Origin of the sequence: Nocardioides sp. cx-173 (genome assembly GCF_021117365.1) — a bacterium.
In the GTDB taxonomy this organism is placed as follows: Bacteria; Actinomycetota; Actinomycetes; order Propionibacteriales; family Nocardioidaceae; genus Nocardioides.
Genome location: NZ_CP088262.1, coordinates 1,946,910 through 1,965,543, shown reverse-complemented (window position 1 = coordinate 1,965,543; position 18,634 = coordinate 1,946,910). Strand labels below are relative to the sequence as shown.

The window sequence follows — 18,634 nt, the reverse complement described above, 5'->3', positions numbered from 1 at the left end:
TCTCGCCCCTCAGGACGTGGAGAGGGAATCCTTCGCAGGAACGGCGTCGACACCGGCCTCCTTGCGTTGGGCCGCGGTGATGGGAGCGGGCGCCGCCGTGAGCGGGTCGAAGCCCCCGCCGGACTTGGGGAAGGCGATCACGTCGCGGATCGAGTCGGTGCCCGCGAGCAGCGCGACGATGCGGTCCCAGCCGAACGCGATGCCGCCGTGGGGCGGTGCGCCGAACTTGAACGCGTCGAGCAGGAAGCCGAACTTCTCCTGCGCCTCCTCCTCGCCGATGCCCATGATCGCGAAGACCCTGCGCTGCACGTCCTCGCGGTGGATACGGATCGACCCGCCGCCGATCTCGTTGCCGTTGCAGACGATGTCGTAGGCCCAGGCGATCGCGTTGCCCGGGTCCTGGTCGAAGGACTCCAGGTCCTGCGGCGAGGTGAACGCGTGGTGCACCGCCGTCCAGGCGCCACTGCCCACGGCGACGTCGCCCGCGGCGGTCGCCTCGTCGGCCGGCTCGAAGAGCGGGGCGTCGACGACCCACAGGAAGCTCCAGGCGTCCTCGTCGATCAGGCCGCAGCGGCGGCCGATCTCGAGACGGGCGGCACCCAGCAGCGCGCGGCTGGGCTTGGGCAGACCGGCGCCGAAGAACACGCAGTCCCCCGGCTCGGCCCCGACGTGGGCGGCCAGGCCGGCCTTCTCCTCGTCGCTGATGTTCTTGGCCACGGGGCCGGTGAGCTCCCCGTCCTCCTGGACCAGCACGTAGGCCAGCCCGCGGGCGCCCCGCTGCTTGGCCCACTCCTGCCAGGCGTCCAGCTGCTTGCGCGGCTGGCTGGCGCCGCCGGGCATCACGACGGCGCCGACGTAGGGCGCCTGGAAGACGCGGAACGGCGTGTCCTTGAAGTACTCGGTGCACTCGACCAGCTCCTGGCCCATGCGCAGGTCGGGCTTGTCGGAGCCGAAGCGGGCCATCGCCTCGGCGTAGGTCATGCGCGGCAGCGGGGTCGGCACGTCGTGCCCGATGAGCTTCCACAGCGCCGTGAGGATCTCCTCGGCGACCGCGATGACGTCGTCCTGGTCGACGAAGCTCATCTCGAGGTCGAGCTGCGTGAACTCCGGCTGCCGGTCGGCGCGGAAGTCCTCGTCGCGGTAGCAGCGCGCGATCTGGAAGTAGCGCTCCATGCCGGCGACCATGAGCAGCTGCTTGAAGAGCTGCGGGCTCTGCGGCAGCGCGTACCAGCTGCCCGGCTGCAGGCGGGCAGGCACCAGGAAGTCACGCGCGCCCTCGGGGGTGCTGCGCGTCAGCGTGGGGGTCTCGATCTCGACGAAGCCGTGCTGGTCGAGCACGTCGCGGGCGGCCTTGTTGACCTTGCTGCGCAGCCGCAGTGCGGCGTTGGGACCCGAGCGGCGCAGGTCGAGGTAGCGGTGCTTGAGCCGCGCCTCCTCCCCCACGTCGACGTGGTCGCTGATCGGGAACGGCAGCGGGGCGGCCGCGCTGAGCACCTCGACGTCGGAGGCGACGACCTCGATCTCGCCGGTCGCGAGGTTGGGGTTCTCGTTGCCCGCCTTGCGTGCGGTCACCTCGCCCGTCACCTTCAGGCAGTACTCGGCCCGCAGCTGGTGGGCGACGGCCTCGTCGCGGATCACGACCTGGACGACGCCGCTCGCCTCGCGCAGGTCGATGAAGGCCACCCCGCCGTGGTCGCGCCGGTTGGCCACCCACCCGGCGAGGGTGACGGTCTGGCCGACATGCTCGGCGCGGAGGGCGCCGGCGTCATGGGTGCGGATCACTGCTGCTCCTGGTGTTCGGTGGTCGTACGGTTCGAGACGACCTGCGGTCGCAGGTCCTCGGTGGGTGGGGTCCAGGCGGCCGGATCGGCGTCCACCTGCTCCCCGCTGCGGATGTCCTTGACCTGGTGGCCCCCGTCGTCCTGGCGGAACCAGACGAACGGGATCCCCCGACGGTCGGCGTAGCGGATCTGCTTGCCGAACTTCTGGGCCGAGGCGGACACCTCGGTGTTGATGCCCCGGGCGCGCAGCGCGGCGGCGATCGCCTCGCTTTCGGCTCGGGAGTCCTCGTCGGTGACCGCCACGAGGACCGCGCTCGGCACGGGCCGGCTGCCGGCGAGCACACCGTCGGCGAGCAGCGGGATGAGCGTGCGGGACACGCCGAAGGAGACGCCGACGCCGGGGTACGTCGTACGGCCGTCGCTGGCGAGGGCGTCGTAGCGGCCGCCGCCGCCGACCGACTTCAGCCGCTCGTAGCCGGCCATGAAGATCTCCACCACGGTGCCGGTGTAGTAGTCCAGGCCGCGCGCGATGCGCAGGTTGGCCTCCACGGTGACGTGGCGCCGCTCCCCTGCGCCGCAGCCGGCCACGACCGCCGCCAGCTCGGCCAACCCCTCCTCCAGCAGCGGGTCCTCGACGCCGAGCGCGCGCACCCGCTCGACGAAGGAGGTGTCGGCCACCCGGATCGTGGCGAGCTCCAGGCAGCGCTGGGCCTGCGCGGGCGTCGCGCCGGCGTCGCTGACCAGCAGCGCCGCGACCTGCTCGGCCGGCAGCTTGTCGAGCTTGTCGATGGTGCGGATGGCGGCGGTGACGTCGGGCACCCCGAGGCCGCGGTAGAAGCCCTGGATGAGCTTGCGGTTGTTGAACTGGAAGCTGAGCGGCGGCAGCGGCAGCGCGTCGAGCGCCTCCACCATCACCCGCATCACCTCGACGTCGTGGTGGAAGGGCAGCTCGTCCTTGCCCACGATGTCGACGTCGGCCTGGGTGAACTGCCGGTAGCGGCCCTCCTGGGGCCGCTCCCCTCGCCAGGCCGGCTGGATCTGGTAGCGGCGGAAGGGGAACTCGAGGTGGCCGGCGTGCTCCAGCACGTAGCGCGCGAACGGCACCGTGAGGTCGAAGTGCAGGCCGAGACCGGTGTCGTCGGCCGCGTCCTCGGCGTGCAGCCGCCGCAGGACGTAGATCTCCTTGTCGACCTCGCCGCCCTTCGCGAGCCGGTCGAGCGGCTCGACGACGCGGGTCTCGATGTTGGCGAAGCCGTGCAGCTCGAAGCTGCGCGAGAGCGAGGCGACGACCTCGCGCTCGACGGCGCGGGGGGCGGGCAGCAGCTCGGGGAACCCGCTGAGCGGGGTTGGCTTGGCGTTCATGGCTCAGAGACCTCGGGTCACTCGGCCTGCGGACCCGCCGGTCGCCAGGTCCTGCAGGAAGGGGTTGGTCGCGCGCTCGCGGCCGATGGACGTCTGCTCTCCGTGGCCCGGCAGCACCACGATGTCGTCACGCAGCGGCAGCACCTTCTCCGCGAGGCTGCGCAGCATGGCGGCGTGGTCGCCCCCGGGCAGGTCGGTGCGGCCGATCGAGCCGGCGAACAGCAGGTCTCCGGAGAACATCACCTCCGAGACGTCCTCGGCGTCGTACGGCGAGCGGAAGGTCACCGAGCCCTCGGTGTGGCCCGGTGTGTGGTCCACCACGAACCGCAGGCCGGCCAGCTCCAGCTCCTGGAGGTCGGAGAGCTCCTGGACGTCGTCGGGCTCGGCCCACTCGTAGCTGCCCCCGAGCAGCATCGCGGTGCTCTCGCGCGACATGCCGGCCATGGGGTCGGTGAGGAGGTGGCGATCGCGCGGGTGGATCCAGGCGGTGGCGTCGTACGCGCCGGCGACCGGGGCCACGCACCACATGTGGTCGATGTGACCGTGCGTGACCAGGACCGCGACCGGCTTGAGCCGGTGCTGGCGCACGACCTCGTCGACGCCCGCCGCGGAGTCCTTGCCGGGGTCGATGACCACGCACTCGCTGCCGGGTCCCGTCGCGGCGACGTAGCAGTTGGTGCCCCACGGTCCTGCGGGGAATCCGGCGATCAACACTCCGCAACAGTATCGAGACGAGCGATTGGTCGTCCCGCCGGTATCTGCGCACTAGTGTGGGCCACTGCTTCTGCCGGGCAACGAACGAGGGACTGCAGTGACGAGCACCGAATGGGGCCGCGTCGGGGACGACGGCACCGTCTACGTGAAGATCGCCGACGGCGAGCGTGCCGTGGGGCAGTACCCCGTGGGCACGCCGGAGGAGGCGCTGAAGTTCTACACCGACCGCTACCTCGCGCTGGAGACCGAGGTCTCGCTGCTCGACCAGCGCGTGCGCTCGGGGGTCCTCGGACCGGACGAGGCGGCCGAGTCGGTCAAGCTCGTGCGCGCCCAGGTGGTCGACGCCAACGCGGTCGGGGACCTCGCGGCTCTTGCCGCCCGGCTCGACTCGCTCGGCCCGGTGCTCGCGCAGCAGCGCGCGGCCCGCCGCGCCGAGAAGGCGCAGAAGTCCGCCGAGGCCAAGCAGCAGAAGGAGAAGCTGGTCGCCGCCGCCGAGAAGATCGCGGAGGGCACCGACTGGCGCCACGGCGCCAACCGCCTGCGCGACCTGCTGGAGGAGTGGAAGGCGCTGCCGCGCATCGACCGCGCCTCCGACGACGCGCTGTGGAAGCGATTCTCCGGAGCGCGCACGGCGTACACGCGTCACCGCAAGGCGCACTTCGCCGAGCAGGACGTGAAGCGCGAGTCCGCGCGGGTCATCAAGGAGCGGCTGGCCAAGGAGGCGGAGGAGCTCGCCGGCTCGACGGAGTGGGGACCGACCGCGGGGCGCTACCGCGACCTCATGCGCGACTGGAAGGCCGCCGGCCCGGCACCCAAGGACGTCGACGACGCCCTCTGGGCCCGATTCCGCGGCGCCCAGGACGCGTTCTTCGGGGCTCGCGACGCCGCCAACGCGGCCCTGGACGCCGAGTTCGCCGCCAACGCCGAGGTCAAGGACCAGCTGATCGTCGAGGCCGAGGCGCTCCTGCCCGTCACCGACGTCGAGGCCGCCAAGCGGGCCTTCCGCGACATCGCCGACCGCTGGGACGCCGCCGGCAAGGTCCCCCGCGACCGCATGAAGGACCTCGAGGCCCGGATCCGCAAGGTCGAGCAGGCGATCCGGGGCCTCGAGGACGAGCAGTGGCGCAAGTCCGACCCCGAGAAGTCCGCCCGGGCCGGTGACATGGTCTCCAAGCTGGAGGCCGCCATCGCCGGCGTCGAGGCCGACCTCGAGAGGGCTCGTGCCGCGGGCAACGAGAAGCAGGTCAAGGAGCTCGAGGAGAACCTCGCCTCCCGCCAGGCCTTCCTCGAGATGGCCAAGCGCGCCGCCCAGGAGTTCTCCGGCTGACCCGTCGGGCTGAGGGACGAGCAGCTACACGGGGTCGCCGAGGACGCAGTCGCACTCGAGCATGAGCTCGGTGAAGTGGGGGGGCAGGGAGGTCCCGCGGTAGATGCCGGAGCCGGCCGTGCTGTGGCCGTGGGTCTCGCCGAGCGCGTCGACGGCGAGGATCACCGCCGCCGCGGTGTACGTCGTGTGCTCCTGCGGCCAGTAGACGTCGTCGCCGAAGACCCAGCCCGTCCAATACCCGCCGTCCTCGCTGCGCAGGTGCTGCATGTCCGTCAGCAGCGTCAGCGCGCGGCGGTGGTCGCCCAGGCCGTCGAGCGCCAGGACCAGCTCGCAGGTCTCGGCACCGGTCACCCACGGGTTGGTGTCGACGCACCGGATGCCCAGGCCAGGGACGACGAACTCCTCCCAGCGGCTCTCGATCAGCGCGAGGGCGTCCTCGCCCCGGACGGCCCCGCCGAGGATCGGGTAGTACCAGTCCATCGAGTACGTCGACTTGTCCTCGAAGAGGTCGCGGTGCTCGCGCAGCGCATGGCCGAGACGGCCGCCGGCGAGCTCCCACTCGGGTTGGGGGTCGTCGAGCAGGTCGGCCAGCGCCACCCCCGCGCGCAGGGAGTGGTAGATGCTCGAGGAGCCGGCGAGCAGCGCGAACGGCTCGGTCGGGGTCCAGTTGATGCCGCCGAACGGCAGCTGCTGCGAGACCACCCAGTCCAGCCCGGCGCGCACCGACGGCCAGAACCGCTGCACGAACGCGAAGTCGCGCCGTACCAGCCAGTGGTGCCAGATCCCGACGGCGAGGTACGCCGACATGTTGACCTCGCCCCGGGGGTCGTCGACCTCGCCGGCGACGATCTTCATCGGCCACGAGCCGTCCTCGCGCTGCATGGTCGGGACCCACTCGTAGGCGCGCTTGGCGGCCTCGACCTCGCCGCCGACGAGCAGGGCCATGGCCGCCTCGACGTGGTTCCAGATGTCGACGTGCTCCCCGACCGTCCACGGGATCGCCCCGCAGGGCTCCTGCATGGACGCGATGGAGGCCGCGGTCGACGCGACGTCGGCCGCACTCAGCACCCCGTCGACGTAGGGCAGCCGCGCCAGCGGGTCAGACATCGCCGTCCGCGGCGGGGGCCTCGGGCTTGCGGAAGTACAGCACCATGCTCTTGCCGATCATCGGGTCGAGCACCTTGCCGGCCCACCTCAGCACCTTGGGCTGCTTCATGATCTCCCACACGAGGAGCCGGTGGTAGGCCCTGGCGAGCGGGTGGTCGTCGTCGTTGACGCCGACGGCGCACTTGATCCACCAGTACGGCGCGTGCAGGCCGTGGGCGTAGTCCTTGCCCTCGAAGACCATCGCGTCGCCCGGCGTGCCGTCGTTGAAGCGGCCGGCCTTGGTGACCTTGTCGATGAGCTCGTGGTCGGTGTAGATCCGGATGTGGCCGCCCTCGGCGTTGTGGTACTCCTCCGACAGCTTCCAGTTGATGACCTCCGGCAGCCACCGCGGCACCGAGATGGCCATCGTGCCGCCCGGGCGCAGGACGCGCACCAGCTCCTTGATCGCGTCGACGTCGGCGTGGATGTGCTCGAGCACCTCGGCCGCCACGATGTGGTCGAACTCCCCGTCCGAGAACGGCAGCTGCAGGGCGTCGCCCTGCTTGATATCGGCCTCGGCGCCCGCGGGCACCTCGCCGGCCTCCTTCATCGCGCCGAACAGCTCCAGCACGCCGGCCAGCTCGTCGGCGTCCATGTCGAAGGCGACCACGTCGGCACCGCGGCGGTACATCTCGAAGGCGTGCCGGCCGGCGCCGCACCCCATGTCGAGCACCCGGTCCCCGGCGCGCAGGCCGAGACGGTCGAAATCAACGGTCAGCAACGGAACGCTCCTTCTCGAAGTCGGCGATGACGTGCTCGTACGCCGCGGCGACCGTAGCCGCCACCGCGCGCCAGCTGAACAGCTCCTCCACCCGCTTGCGCCCGGCGGCGCCCATGCGGGCTCGGCGCTCGGGGTCGTCGAGCAGGCCCTCGATGGCGGTCTTCAGCTCGCCCACGTCACCGGGGGTGACGACCTCGGCGCACTCGCCCTCGGGGCCCACGACCTCGGGGATCGCGCCGGCGCGGGACACCACGAGCGGGGTGGCGCAGGCCATCAGCTCGGCGGTGGGCAACGAGAACCCCTCGTACAGCGAGGGGACGCAGGCCACCTCCGCGGAGCCCATCAGCTCGACCAGCTCGGCCTCGCTCACGCCGCTGACGAAGCGCACGGAGTCGCCGATCGCGAGCCTCTCGATGAGCTTCTCGGTGCGGCCGCCCGGAGCGGGCTTGGTCACCAGGACCAGCTCGACGTCGCGCTCGGTGCGGATCTTGGCGAACGCCTCCAGGAGCGTGTTGATGCCCTTCATCGGGGCGTCGGCACTGGCCATCGCCATGATCCGGCCCGGTACGCGCGGCTTGGTGGGGGGTCGGAACCCGTCGTCGACGCCGAGCAGGATGACCTGCATCTTCGCGGGGTCGACGCCGAAGTCCTGGGCGATGTCGCGCTTGGAGGTCTCCGACGGGGTCAGGATCCAGCGCAGCTGACGCACGACCTTGCGCTGCATCCGCAGGAAGCCGTACCAGCGCCGCAGTGTCAGCTTGCGCCATGGGTTGCGCGTCTGCTGCAGGTCGATGCGGCGATCGAAGGTGATCGGGTGGTGCACGGTCGCGACCAGCGGCAGGCCCAGCTTCTCGATGTCAAGCATGCCGTAGCCGAGGACCTGGTTGTCGTGGGCGATGTCGAAGTCGTCGACCCGCTCGGCGAGGAGCCGCGCCACCCGGGTGCTGAACGTCTTCGGCTCGGGGAACCCGGCCACGCACATCGTCGCGAACTCCTCCACGTCGACGAGGTCGCGGAACTCGTGCAGCTTGGGGACCCGGAAGGGATCGGGCTCGCGATACAGGTCGAGGCTCGGGACCTTGGTCAGGGTGACGCCCGGGTCGAGCTCGGGGTACGGCTGCCCGGAGAACACCTCGACGGTGTGACCCAGGTTGGTCAGCTCACGGCTGAGGTGGCGCAGGTAGATGCCCTGACCTCCGCAGTGTGGCTTGCTGCGATAGGACAGCATGGCGATGCGCACGTCTCGCGACCCTCTCTGTGGTTCGGCCTGGCTGCTTCGGATTCCGGACAATGTCCGGATGGCCGACCCCCCCGGGCCGGACGAGGTGGAACGCGTTCCTAGTATGTCGCACCAGGTTGGTAACCTGATCATGCACGCACTGAACCGCCCATGCTCCCTGGCACATTCCACCGTCGCAACGTGCCGAGGGACACACGATCTTGGGGAGCCCACGTGAGCACCGCCAACTCCTTGACGGTGGAGGATCTCGGATCTGCCGCCCAACGCGACCGCCGCAAGCGCATCCTCGATGCGACGTACGAGCTGGCATCGGAGGGCGGATTCGACGCCGTCCAGATGCGCGCCGTCGCCGACAAGGCCGATGTCGCGCTCGGGACCCTGTACCGCTACTTCCCGTCCAAGATCCATCTGCTCGTCTCCGCCCTGGGGCGCGAGTTCGAGCGCGCCGAGGCACTGCTGCGGGAGAAGCCCATCCCCGGCGACACCGCCTCCGAGCGGGTCATCTACGTCCTGAAGAAGACCACCCGCGGCCTGCAGGGCGACCCCCACCTCACCGAGGCACTGACGCGCGCGTTCATGTTCGCCGACGCCACCGTGGCCAACGAGATCCACGCGGTCGGGATGCTGATGACCTCGATGCTCACCCACGCCATGCACCCGGGCGCCACGGAGCTCACCGAGCACGACGTCGCGATCGCCCGCGTCGTCGGGGACGTCTGGCTCTCCGCGCTCGTCGCGTGGGTGACCGGCCGGTCCACGGCGGCCGAGACCAGCGCCCACATGGAGACCGCCGTCCACCTGCTGCTGCGCGACTAGAGGCCCTTGCCGACCAGGCCCACCAGGTCGGCGATCGAGTCGCAGACCATCGTCGGCCGGTAGGGGAAGCTCTCCACCTCGCCGGGGTGAGTCGAACCGGTCGCGACCAGGACCGTGCGGAGCCCCGCCTCCAGGCCGCTGATGATGTCGGTGTCCATCCGGTCGCCGATCATCACGGTCGACTCGGAGTGGGCGTTGAGCCGGTTGAGGGCCGAGCGCATCATGAGCGGGTTGGGCTTGCCGACGTAGTACGGCGTGCGGCCCGTGGCCGTGCTGATCAGCGCGGCCACGGCTCCGGTCGCCGGCACCTTCCCGTCGGAGCTCGGCCCGCTCGCGTCGGGGTTGGTGGCGATGAACCGGGCACCGGCGTCGACCAGTCGGATCGCCCGGGTGATCGCCTCGAAGGAGTAGGTGCGGGTCTCCCCCAGGACGACGTAGTCGGGGTCCCGGTCGGTCATCACGTAGCCGATGTCGTGCAGCGCGGTCGTCAGGCCCGCCTCCCCCACGACGTACGCCGTGCCGCGCGGGAGCTGGTCGTGCAGGAACTGCGCCGTCGCCATCGCCGAGGTCCAGATCGACTCCTCCGGCACGTCCATGCCGCTGCGCAGCAGCCGGGCCCGCAGGTCGCGCGGCGTGAAGATCGAGTTGTTGGTGAGCACCAGGAACTGCAGGTCCGAGCGCTTGAGCGCCTCCACGAAGTCCTGGGCGCCGGGGATCGGTACCCCCTCGCGCGCCAGCACTCCATCCATGTCGGTCAGCCAGGTCTTCACGGGTCGATCCATGACCCCAGTCTGGGCCACCCGCTGACCCGTCAGAAACTTTCTGACGGGTCAGCGGGGATTCGGTGCAGTTGTGACGGGTCAGCGGGGGCGCGCTACGACAGGAAGGCGGCGGTGGATCCGCCGAGGTCCATGGGGGCCAGGCCGAGCTTGCGGTGGTCCCAGCTGCGGGTGCGGACGGGGTCGAGGCGGACCACCACGCGGTTCTTGGCCATGAGCTCGACCAACGGCTTGAGCTCCTCGGTGTACGGCGCGTTGTAGCGCTCGAACACGTTGACACACACGTCCCACACCACGTCGGGGTCCTCGACCACCACGCCGGTGCCCTCGAGGGCGACGCCGCGCAGCTGGTCGTAGGTGTGGCCGGCCTCCACCAGGAACGACATGGTCGGGTCGCGACGCAGGTTGACCACCTTCTGCGACTTGGCCTTGGTCTCGATCCAGACGTGGCCGTCGTGCACGGCGTACCACATGCCCACCAGGTGCGGTCGGCCCTGCGGCCCCAGGGTGGCGACGGTGGCGCTGCGCTGCTGGTGCAGGAACTCCACGACCTCGTCGTGGCTCATGACGATCTGTGCTCGCTGGTTGGCCATGCGCTCAGGCTGTCACAGTGACGCTGTCAGCGTGACCCGGCTCACCCCCCGAACGCGTGCGTGGCCGTCACGCCTCCGTCGACGGCGATCTCGGCGCCGTTGAGGTAGCTCGACTCGTCGCTGGCGAGGAAGACGTAGAGCGGCGCGACGTCCTCGGGGTGGCCGACCCGGCGCAGCGGCACCCGCGACGCGCCGAACTCCATCGCGGCGTCACCGCCGTGCGCCCGCGTCATGGGGGTGTCGATCATGCCGGGGTGCACGGAGTTGACCCGGATCCCCTTCGGCCCCAGCTCCATCGCGGCGCACTTGGTCATGCCTCGGATCGCCCACTTGGTCGCGGCGTACGCCGTGCAGCCGGCCATGCCGGCCAGGCCCTCGACCGAGGAGGCGTTGATGATCGACCCGCCGCCGTTCCTGCGCATCGTGCGGCTGACCGCCTGCATGCCGAGGAAGCAGCCGAGCTGGTTGACCCGCCAGAGCAGCTCGACCTCGTCGGAGCCCATGCGCTCGATGTCGCCGAAGCGCAGGATGCCGGCGTTGTTGGCGAGCACGCTCACCGGTCCGAAGCGGGCCTGGGTCTCCTCGACGACGGCGGCCCAGGACGCCTCCTCGCTGACGTCGTGCGAGATGAAGTGGGCGTCGCCGCCCAGCTCGCCGCCCAGCTCGTCGGCCAGCGCCTGCCCCTGCTCCTTCGCGACGTCGGCGATCACCACGCGCGCCCCCTCGGCGACGTAGGCGCGGGCGATGCCGGCTCCCTGGCCCTGCGCGCCGCCGGTCACGATCGCGACCTTGCCGTCGAGACGACCCATGGTGGTCCTCCTCTAGATGGTGAGCTGCATGATCGAGTCGGCGGCGAACCCGCGGCCCGGGTCCCGGTCGCCGAAGTAGCCGCCGAGCTGCCGGTCGAGGTCCTCGAGCGTCCAGGCCGTCCCGGCCTTGTCGAAGCGCTGCTCGAGCACCGGCGCGGCGACCAGGGCGACCATCCCGCCGTACACGACGAAGACCTGGCCGGTGATCGACTCGGCGGCCGGTGAGGCGAGGTAGGCGACCAGCGGGGCGACGTGCTCGGGCGAGTACGGGTCGAGCTCGAGGCCGGAGTCGTCCTCGCCGAAGACCTGCGCGGTCATCGCGGTGCGGGCCCGGGGGCAGATCGCGTTGGCGCGCACACCGACCTTGCCGAGGCCGCGCGCGGTCGAGAGGGTCAGCGCGGCGATGCCGGCCTTGGCGGCGGCGTAGTTGGCCTGCCCCGGCGAGCCGCCCAGGAACGCCTCCGAGGCGGTGTTGACGACGCGGGCGTAGACCGGCCCGCCGGTCTCCTTCGACCTCGCCCGCCAGTACGCCGCGGCGTTGCGTGAGAGCAGGAAGTGCCCGCGCAGGTGGACCCGGATGACCGCGTCCCACTCGTCGTCGCTCATGTTGAAGAGCATCCTGTCGCGGGTCATGCCGGCGTTGTTGACCACGATCTCGAGCGAGCCGAAGCCGTCGACCGCGGCCGCCACCATCGCGTCGGCGGTGGCGCGCTCGGCGACGTCGCCCTCGACGATGCTCACCTCGCCGCCCCCCGCCTTGATCGCCTCGGCCGCCTCGTCGGCGGCCCCCGGCAGGTCGTTGAGGACCACCCGGGCGCCGGCGGCGGACAGTGCGAGCGCCTCGGCGCGGCCCAGGCCGGCGCCGGCCCCGGTCACGACGGCGACCCGGCCGTCCAGGGAGAGGTCGGTCGGGGTCATGCGGCTCCTCGTGGGCTAGTCGGTCAGGGAGATCGCCGCACGCGGGCAGGCCGCGACGGCACGCTTCACGCTCTCGACGTTCTCGTCGGTGGTCTGCTCGGTCTTGAGCTGGAGGAAGTCGTCGTCGTCCAGCTCGAACACCTCCGGCGCCATGGCCTCGCAGAGGCCGTTGGACTCGCAGAGGTCGAAGTCCACCTTGATCCTCATGCTGCCTCCTACTTCTGAGCCTGGGTCAGGCCTCGGACGAGTGGCCAGGAAACACCTTGGCCGTGGGGTCCATCGCGACGGTGGCGTTGTTGACCGCGGTCGCGGCCTCGCCGAAGCCGACCGCGATCAGGCGGACCTTGCCGGGGTACTCGGTGATGTCGCCGGCTGCGAACACGCGGGGCAGGTTGGTGCGCATCGACGGGTCCACCACGATGTGCCGCTTGAGGACGTCGATCCCCCAGGTCTGCAGCGGGCCCAGGTCGGCGACGAACCCGAGGGCCGCGACGACCGCCTGGGCCGGCAGGCGCGTCGTCTCGCCGTCCGTCGTGACGTCCACCGACGAGACGGTGTGCTCACCGTCGATCGCGCTCACCTCCGCCTTGGTGATGATGCGCACCGACGAGCCTCGCACCTGCTCCACGGTGCGCTCGTGGGCGCGGAACGCGTCGCGGCGGTGGACCAGCGTGACCGACTGCGCCACGGGCTCGAGGTGGACGGCCCAGTCGAAGGCGCTGTCGCCGCCGCCGACGATGACCACGTCCTTGCCGGCGTACGGCGCGAAGCTCGGCACGAAGAACTCCAGGCCCCGACCCAGCCAGTCTCCCTGCGCCGGCAGCGGCCTCGGGCTGAACTTGCCGATGCCGGCGGTGATCAGGACCGCGCCGGCCCGGACCTGGGTGCCGTCGTTGAGCCCGACGGTCACGCCGTCGTCGTCGTGGACGAGAGTGACGGCCGTACGGTCGAGCAGGTAGTGCGGGTCGGCGGTCGCGGCCTGGCTGACCAGCCCCTCGACCAGGTCGCGGCCCTTGACGCTCGGGAAGCCGGCCACGTCGAGGATCTGCTTCTCCGGGTACATCGCGGTGATCTGGCCACCGAGCTCGGGCAGCGAGTCGACGACGGCGACGCGGTGCCCGCGGAACCCGGCGTAGTAGGCGGCGAACAGGCCGGTGGGGCCGGCTCCGATGATCAGCAGGTCGGTCTCGACGCTCGGGCCGGTCGTCGGCGCAGGTGTGGTCACGTCGCGATCCTTCCGTGCTCGGGTACCTGGCTCAACCACCACGCGGGGAGGCGCGCCGAGACAATTACTGGAACGTGTTCTAGTTCGGACGCTATCAGAACGTCTGCATCTTGGAGACGAGCCATCCGGACTCGGTGCGGACGACGGTCACCAGGATCATGTACTGGCTGAACCGGGAGTCCTTGCCGTCGCTGGTGTTGGACTGGTCGAGGTAGACCAGAGCGACGACCTGCTCGGGCGAGGCCCGGACGACACCCTGCATCGCGACCTCGGCCGTGACCGCGGTCTTCTGCTCCAGGACCCGCCCCCGGGCGTCCGCCTTGGTCTTGCGGAAGTCACGGGCGAACTCCTCGGTCATCAGCGCCGCGTCGGCCTCGGTGTCCTCGTCGTAGGTCTCCCAGGACCACTGGGAGATCTCCTTCGCCGCGGTCGCGGCGACGTCGACGGCCGAGGCCGCGTTGACCTGTCCGACGACCACCGGGCGGGAGGAGGAGACGACCGGGTCGTCGGTGCCCCACAGGTAGAAGGCCTCACCGCCGGCCACCGCGGCGAGCAGCACGATCGCCGCGACCAAGACCGCGGTCGCCCGCCGCGGCCCGGGACGCGGCTCCTCGGTGGGCCAGTCGGCCTCGTCGGCCTCGCGGGCCTCGTCGACCTTGTCGGGCGGGTCGGCGTCGGGGAGCGGCTCGGGCTCGAGGACCTCGGGCTCGGCGAGGACCTCGGGCTCCTCGGTGCGGCTGTCCTCCCCCGCTGGGCCGGAGGCGGCCTCCCGGCCGGCGACCCGGCGCGGGCGCGAGACGGGGGTCCGCGAGCCGAGGGGCGGGCGGCGCGGAGGACGCGGGGCGCTCATCCGACGAGCTCCAGCTTCTCGGTGCGCCACTCGCCGTCGACCCGGACCACGTCCAGCCGGAAGCGGAAGCGCCGCTGCTGCGGGTCCTCTCCCGTGGCGGTGTTGCGGGTCGTGCCCTGCGTCGCGACCATGACGGTCGCGCTGTCGGCGTCGATGTTGGACACGGCCGCGGCGCGCACCTTCCCGGTCGAGATCGACTTGGCCTGACCGAAGATCTTCTCCTGGTCCTTCCAGGAGCTCTGGTACTCCTTCAGGAAGGCGCCGGTGGCGCCGGCGGTCACCGTGTCGTAGGTCGTCTGGAGGTCGCGGTAGTCGAGGTTGACCAGCGCCTCGGCCACCCCGGTGGCCGCCGCGACGACGTCGCCGTAGCGCTCCTGCTCGACCTTCGCGTCCTGGCGGTCCTCGTGGGCCCTATACGTCGCGACGCCGCCGGCGACGCAGGCGGCCGCCAGGACCAACGCCAGGCCGTAGAGGACGGCGTCCAGCCACGGGGCGCGACGCGCCGGCTCGCTCGAGGTGGTCACCGGCCGGCCACCGGCCCCATGAGCAGCCACTTCCACGAGTCCTCTCCCAGGATCGCCAGGTCGCCCGGGTCGACGTAGCGCACAGCCCCACCGTTGCGGTCCACCGCCCCGTCGAGCAAGCCCGACACGGGGTCGTAGGAGCCACCGTACGCGCGCGGCGGCGACGCCGTCGTGCGCGCGCCGGGGACGTACTTGGGCCCGCGCATGACGTACGGCGGCCCGCTGGTGCACTGCGCGGGGTAGATCGGGGCGTCGGTCAGGTCGGTGGGCGGGCGCCACTCGCTGGGCGGCTTGTAGCCGGCCGTGCACGGCGGCGTCTGGTCGAACTGCAGGCTCACGTGGCCGTACCCCTGGTCGTCGGTGCCGGTGAAGCCGCCGGCGATCGTGCGCGGGAAGGTCACCAGCAGCTGCTCCAGCCCGGCCAGGTGCGAGACGACCACCTGGTTGACGCTGACCGCGTTGCCGAGCAGCGCCGGGAGGGTGGGCTCGAGGTCGCTCAGGAGCGCCTCGACCTCCCGGGCGGCGCCGGGCGTGCCCTGCAGCGTGGCGCGCAGGTCCGGGTCGGCGCGACGCAGCGAGTCGGTGAGCAGCCGCAGGTCGCGCGAGAAGGAGCGGATGTTCTCGCCCTGGGCGCGCTGGGTCCGCAGCACGGTGAGACCGGTCTCGAGCAGCCGGATGGTCTCGTCGGTGTGGGCGGCCGCCTCGTCGATGAACTGGCCGCCCCCGTCGAGGAGCCGCTGCAGCGGGACGCCGGTGTCCTCGAACATGTCGCCGAGCTCGGCGACGACGGTCTGGAGGTTCTGCTTGTCGACCGAGCTGACGAACGCGTCCAGCTCCACGAGCAGGTCCGCCTCGTCGACGGGCAGGGACTCCACCGACCCGGCCAGGGTGTCGCCGTCCTCGACGTACGGCCCCTCGTCGCCGGGCGGCTCGAAGTCGAGGTACTGCTCCCCCACCGCCGACAGGTTGTGCACGAACATCGGGGAGTCCTGAGGCAGCCTGGTCTCGTCGGCCAGCTCGAGCTCGAGGGTCACCCCCTCCTCGGTCGGTGTCATCTTCGAGACCTTGCCGATCTTGACGCCGCGATAGGTCACCTCGCTGCCCTCGAAGAGGCCGCCGGACGTCGGCAGCGTCGCCTGGACCGTGAGGCCCCGCCCCAGCGCCCGGTCGACCAGGCCGAGGTAGGAGGCCGCGATGTAGACGATGCCGACCGCGCTCAGCACGGCGAACGCGACGAGTCGGACCTTGATGCCGGCGCGGGTCATCCGGTCACCCCTCCGTAGAGCGCCTCGGTCGAGGGCGCCGTGCTCGGCAGCGCGTCGGTGAGCGAGCGGCTCAGCCGCGACAGGCCGCCGCGGCCCAGCCCGGACAGCCCGCCGGGCAGCCCGCCGGGCAGACCGAGGTCCGGCAGCTCGATCTCGCCGTCCTGCAGGGCGGCCAGCGCCACGCAGACGGGGTTGGCGGCGTTGGCCGCCCGCGCGCAGCGCTCGACCAGCTCGGCGAGCAGGGTCAGGTTGGCCAGGACCTTCACGCAGGCCTTGCTGGACAGGCTGCCGCTGGTCAGGCAGTCGAGCACCTGGTCGGCCAGGTCGGGTGGCAGCCCGGGCAGCGGGAGGTCGGGCAGGTCGGGCAGCGGACCGCCGCCGCCGGCGGAGAAGAAGTTGGCGAGGTTGATGTCGGCCCGGATGGAGGTGTTGGCGTAGTCGCCCAGGACGATCTCCGAGGCCTCCTGCGGGAACGGGAAGCTCACCAGCAGGTTCAGCCCGGGCGCCAGCTTGTCGCCGGCCTGGCGCAGCCGCTTGACGACGGGCTGGAGGTGGCGCAGCGACGCGATCAGGTCGCCCTTGCTGGCGGTGATGACGCGGGTGCCCACGACGCCGAGGCGGTCCAGCGACCTGAGCATGGCGACGAGCTCGTCGTGCTGGTCGCCGAGCACCTTGATCGCGGGGCCGGCGACGTCGAGCGCCCCCGTGATCGTCCGGCGCTCGCGGTTGAGGGTCGCGGTGAGGTTGTTCAGGGACTCCAGGGCGCTGATGATGTCGCCCTTCTGCTCGTCGAGGGTGCCCACGACGCTCTCCAGCGAGCCCAACAGGTGCCGCATCCTCTCGGTGCGCCCGCCCAGCACGTGGTTGAGCTCCTCGGTGATCGTGCCGAGCTGGGCCACACCGCCACCGCTGAGCAGGAAGGAGAGTGCGCCCAGCACCTCCTCGACCTCCGGGTTGCGGCCGGTGGACTCCAGGCGCAGGTGGTCGCCGTCGCCCAGCGGGTCGTCGCTGGCGCCGTCGGCGGGCGGCTCGAGCGCGACGTACTTCTCCCCCAGCAGGCTGACCTGGCGGATGTCGGCGATCGCGTTGTCGGGGAGCTCGACGTCGTCGCGGATGCGCAGGGTCACCTGGGCGTGCCAGCCGACGCGGTCCACCTCGGTGACCTCGCCGACGGTCACGTCGTCGACCATGACCGGCGAGCGCGGGACGACGTTGAGGATGTCGCGGAACTCCGCGGTGATCTCGTAGGCGTGGTCCGCGTCGACCGGTGAGCCCGGCAACGGCAGGTCGTAGGCGCCGTCGAACTCGCACCCGGTCGTCAGGAGGGCGAGAGCGGCGAGCACGGCGGGCCAGCGGCGGCGGGCGGCAGGTCTCACGGGGCGCCTCCCAGGAGGGTGTCGAGCGTCGGCTCGACCGCGCGCTGTGACTGGGACTGCGACTGGGACTGGGCCACCCGCTGCCGGGCGCCGCCCGTGCCGGGGACCGTGGTGTCGATCTGGGTCGTGATCTGCTCCAGTAGGACCTCGAAGATCTGGCAGGCGAGGTTCTTGGTCGGACGCGGCAGCTCGGACTGCTGGACCACCGAGCAGAGGAACCCGTCGGCGTCCCAGACGTTGCCCTGGACCCCGATCCGGGAGCCGATGGTGCCCGACTCGGAGTTGTAGGCCAGGACCAGGTTTCCGATCGCGACGGGCGCGATCCGCAGGGCGTCGTCGAGGTTGCCCTTCTCCGAGCTGATCGTGCGCACGACGCTGGTGAGGCGCTCGACGTCCTTGACCAGTGCCTTGCGGTTGCCCCGCACGAACCCCTCCACCGTGCCCACGGCGTCGGCGACCGAGGCCAGCGCGGCCTCGAGCTCCTCGCGCTCGGCGGCCAGCTGGTTCGAGACCCCGGCGAGGTCCTTCATGAACGCCTGCACCAGCTTGTCGTTGGTGGCGAGGGTGTCGGTGAACTCGGCGAGCTGGGTGACGGTGTCGAACAGGTCGCCGCTGCCCTCCCCGAACGTCGTGGCGGCGGCGGCGAGGCTGCGGATCATCTCGTTGGCGCGCCTGCCCTGCCCGTCCAGGCCCTCGGCGCCCGCCTCGAGCAGGTTGTCGAGCGTGCCGTCGGCGTTGGCCTCGTTGCGCCCCAGGGTGTGGGTCAGGTCGCGCAGGGCCGAGTAGATGCGGTCCAGCTCGACGGGGACGCCGGTGTCGGGGAGCGCGATCTCGGCGCCGTCGGCCATCGTCGCGCCCTCGGTGTAGACCGGGGTCAGCTGGACGAAGCGGTCCGCCACGAGCGTCGGGGTCACCACGACGGCCTGCGCGTCGGCCGGCACGTCGTAGGTGGCGTCGTACTCCATCTCGACGCGCACCGACTCGCCCTCCGGGGCGACCTCGGTGACCTCGCCGACGTTGACTCCGAGGATCCGCACGTCGGTGCCGACGTAGACGCTCACCGCCCGCGGGAAGTGCGCGGTGACGGTGCGGGTCTCGGTGGTCTCGCCCCGGACCAGGAGGGTCGCCGCGAGGACGACGAGCACGCCCACCAGGGCGACGACCTTGACGCTGACCTTGCCTAGCACC

Annotated in this window: 19 protein-coding genes; 2 read left to right on the top strand and 17 right to left on the bottom strand. The window is 71.5% G+C overall.

Translation table 11 applies throughout. From position 1 onward, the window contains the following. Positions 1–9 precede the first annotated feature (9 nt). The 3 genes from aspS to LQ940_RS09530 are packed head-to-tail and all read right to left on the bottom strand — an operon-like array spanning position 10 to position 3,857. Positions 10–1,782, bottom strand: a complete 1,773-nt coding sequence (gene aspS / locus LQ940_RS09540) for an aspartate--tRNA ligase (protein ID WP_231243773.1) — start codon at positions 1,780–1,782, stop codon at positions 10–12. Then, positions 1,779–3,143 (bottom strand): histidine--tRNA ligase, encoded by a 1,365-nt coding sequence (gene hisS / locus LQ940_RS09535; protein ID WP_231243772.1) that lies wholly within the window; start codon positions 3,141–3,143, stop codon positions 1,779–1,781. Before hisS ends, aspS begins: the two co-directional genes overlap by 4 nt. A gap of 3 nt (positions 3,144–3,146) precedes the next feature. Next, a complete protein-coding gene (locus LQ940_RS09530; RefSeq protein WP_231243771.1) occupies positions 3,147–3,857 on the bottom strand; it encodes an MBL fold metallo-hydrolase in 711 nt (236 codons plus the stop codon). A gap of 97 nt (positions 3,858–3,954) precedes the next feature. Between LQ940_RS09530 and LQ940_RS09525 the strand changes: the two genes are divergently transcribed. After that, entirely contained in the window at positions 3,955–5,184 is a 1,230-nt protein-coding gene (locus LQ940_RS09525) for a DUF349 domain-containing protein (RefSeq protein ID WP_231243770.1), read from the top strand. A gap of 24 nt (positions 5,185–5,208) precedes the next feature. On the opposite strand, the gene LQ940_RS09520 is transcribed toward LQ940_RS09525, so the two are convergent. Genes LQ940_RS09520 through LQ940_RS09510 form a run of 3 tightly spaced genes read right to left on the bottom strand, consistent with a single transcriptional unit; the run spans position 5,209 to position 8,291 of the window. After that, entirely contained in the window at positions 5,209–6,291 is a 1,083-nt protein-coding gene (locus LQ940_RS09520; RefSeq protein ID WP_231243769.1) for a prenyltransferase, read from the bottom strand. Then, on the bottom strand, positions 6,284–7,051 hold the full coding sequence (locus LQ940_RS09515; RefSeq protein WP_231243768.1) for a class I SAM-dependent methyltransferase: 768 nt from the start codon (positions 7,049–7,051) through the stop codon (positions 6,284–6,286). Before LQ940_RS09515 ends, LQ940_RS09520 begins: the two co-directional genes overlap by 8 nt. Continuing rightward, the gene (locus tag LQ940_RS09510) at positions 7,038–8,291 is read right to left on the bottom strand and encodes a glycosyltransferase family 4 protein (RefSeq protein WP_231243767.1); all 1,254 of its coding nucleotides are present in this window, start codon (positions 8,289–8,291) and stop codon (positions 7,038–7,040) included. Before LQ940_RS09510 ends, LQ940_RS09515 begins: the two co-directional genes overlap by 14 nt. Before the next feature lie 213 nt (positions 8,292–8,504). Between LQ940_RS09510 and LQ940_RS09505 the strand changes: the two genes are divergently transcribed. Further along, on the top strand, positions 8,505–9,107 hold the full coding sequence (locus LQ940_RS09505; RefSeq protein WP_231243766.1) for a TetR family transcriptional regulator: 603 nt from the start codon (positions 8,505–8,507) through the stop codon (positions 9,105–9,107). On the opposite strand, the gene LQ940_RS09500 is transcribed toward LQ940_RS09505, so the two are convergent. From LQ940_RS09500 to LQ940_RS09450, 11 genes are all read right to left on the bottom strand, one after another. Further along, on the bottom strand, positions 9,104–9,889 hold the full coding sequence (locus LQ940_RS09500; RefSeq protein ID WP_231243765.1) for an HAD-IIA family hydrolase: 786 nt from the start codon (positions 9,887–9,889) through the stop codon (positions 9,104–9,106). The two genes, LQ940_RS09505 and LQ940_RS09500, sit on opposite strands and share 4 nt — an antisense overlap. A gap of 92 nt (positions 9,890–9,981) precedes the next feature. Then, positions 9,982–10,479 carry a pyridoxamine 5'-phosphate oxidase family protein gene (locus LQ940_RS09495; protein ID WP_231243764.1) on the bottom strand — a complete coding sequence of 166 codons (498 nt, stop codon included), beginning with the start codon at positions 10,477–10,479 and terminating at the stop codon, positions 9,982–9,984. A gap of 41 nt (positions 10,480–10,520) precedes the next feature. Continuing rightward, on the bottom strand, positions 10,521–11,288 hold the full coding sequence (locus LQ940_RS09490) for an SDR family NAD(P)-dependent oxidoreductase (RefSeq protein ID WP_231243763.1): 768 nt from the start codon (positions 11,286–11,288) through the stop codon (positions 10,521–10,523). 12 nt (positions 11,289–11,300) lie between these two features. Next, entirely contained in the window at positions 11,301–12,206 is a 906-nt protein-coding gene (locus LQ940_RS09485; RefSeq protein ID WP_231243762.1) for a 3-oxoacyl-ACP reductase, read from the bottom strand. Positions 12,207–12,221: 15 nt separating this feature from the next. Further along, positions 12,222–12,413 carry a ferredoxin gene (locus LQ940_RS09480; protein ID WP_231243761.1) on the bottom strand — a complete coding sequence of 64 codons (192 nt, stop codon included), beginning with the start codon at positions 12,411–12,413 and terminating at the stop codon, positions 12,222–12,224. 25 nt (positions 12,414–12,438) lie between these two features. Further along, entirely contained in the window at positions 12,439–13,431 is a 993-nt protein-coding gene (locus LQ940_RS09475; protein ID WP_231243760.1) for an NAD(P)/FAD-dependent oxidoreductase, read from the bottom strand. Between the two features lie 94 nt (positions 13,432–13,525). Beyond that, positions 13,526–14,281 (bottom strand): hypothetical protein, encoded by a 756-nt coding sequence (locus tag LQ940_RS09470; protein ID WP_231243759.1) that lies wholly within the window; start codon positions 14,279–14,281, stop codon positions 13,526–13,528. Continuing rightward, on the bottom strand, positions 14,278–14,805 hold the full coding sequence (locus LQ940_RS09465) for a hypothetical protein (protein WP_231243758.1): 528 nt from the start codon (positions 14,803–14,805) through the stop codon (positions 14,278–14,280). Before LQ940_RS09465 ends, LQ940_RS09470 begins: the two co-directional genes overlap by 4 nt. Next, positions 14,802–16,070: an MCE family protein gene (locus LQ940_RS09460; protein WP_231243757.1), complete on the bottom strand. Its 1,269-nt coding sequence runs from the start codon at positions 16,068–16,070 to the stop codon at positions 14,802–14,804. Before LQ940_RS09460 ends, LQ940_RS09465 begins: the two co-directional genes overlap by 4 nt. Further along, positions 16,067–17,446, bottom strand: a complete 1,380-nt coding sequence (locus LQ940_RS09455) for an MCE family protein (RefSeq protein WP_231243756.1) — start codon at positions 17,444–17,446, stop codon at positions 16,067–16,069. Before LQ940_RS09455 ends, LQ940_RS09460 begins: the two co-directional genes overlap by 4 nt. Continuing rightward, positions 17,443–18,633, bottom strand: a complete 1,191-nt coding sequence (locus LQ940_RS09450) for an MCE family protein (protein ID WP_231243755.1) — start codon at positions 18,631–18,633, stop codon at positions 17,443–17,445. Before LQ940_RS09450 ends, LQ940_RS09455 begins: the two co-directional genes overlap by 4 nt. Between the last annotated feature and the right edge of the window lies 1 nt (position 18,634).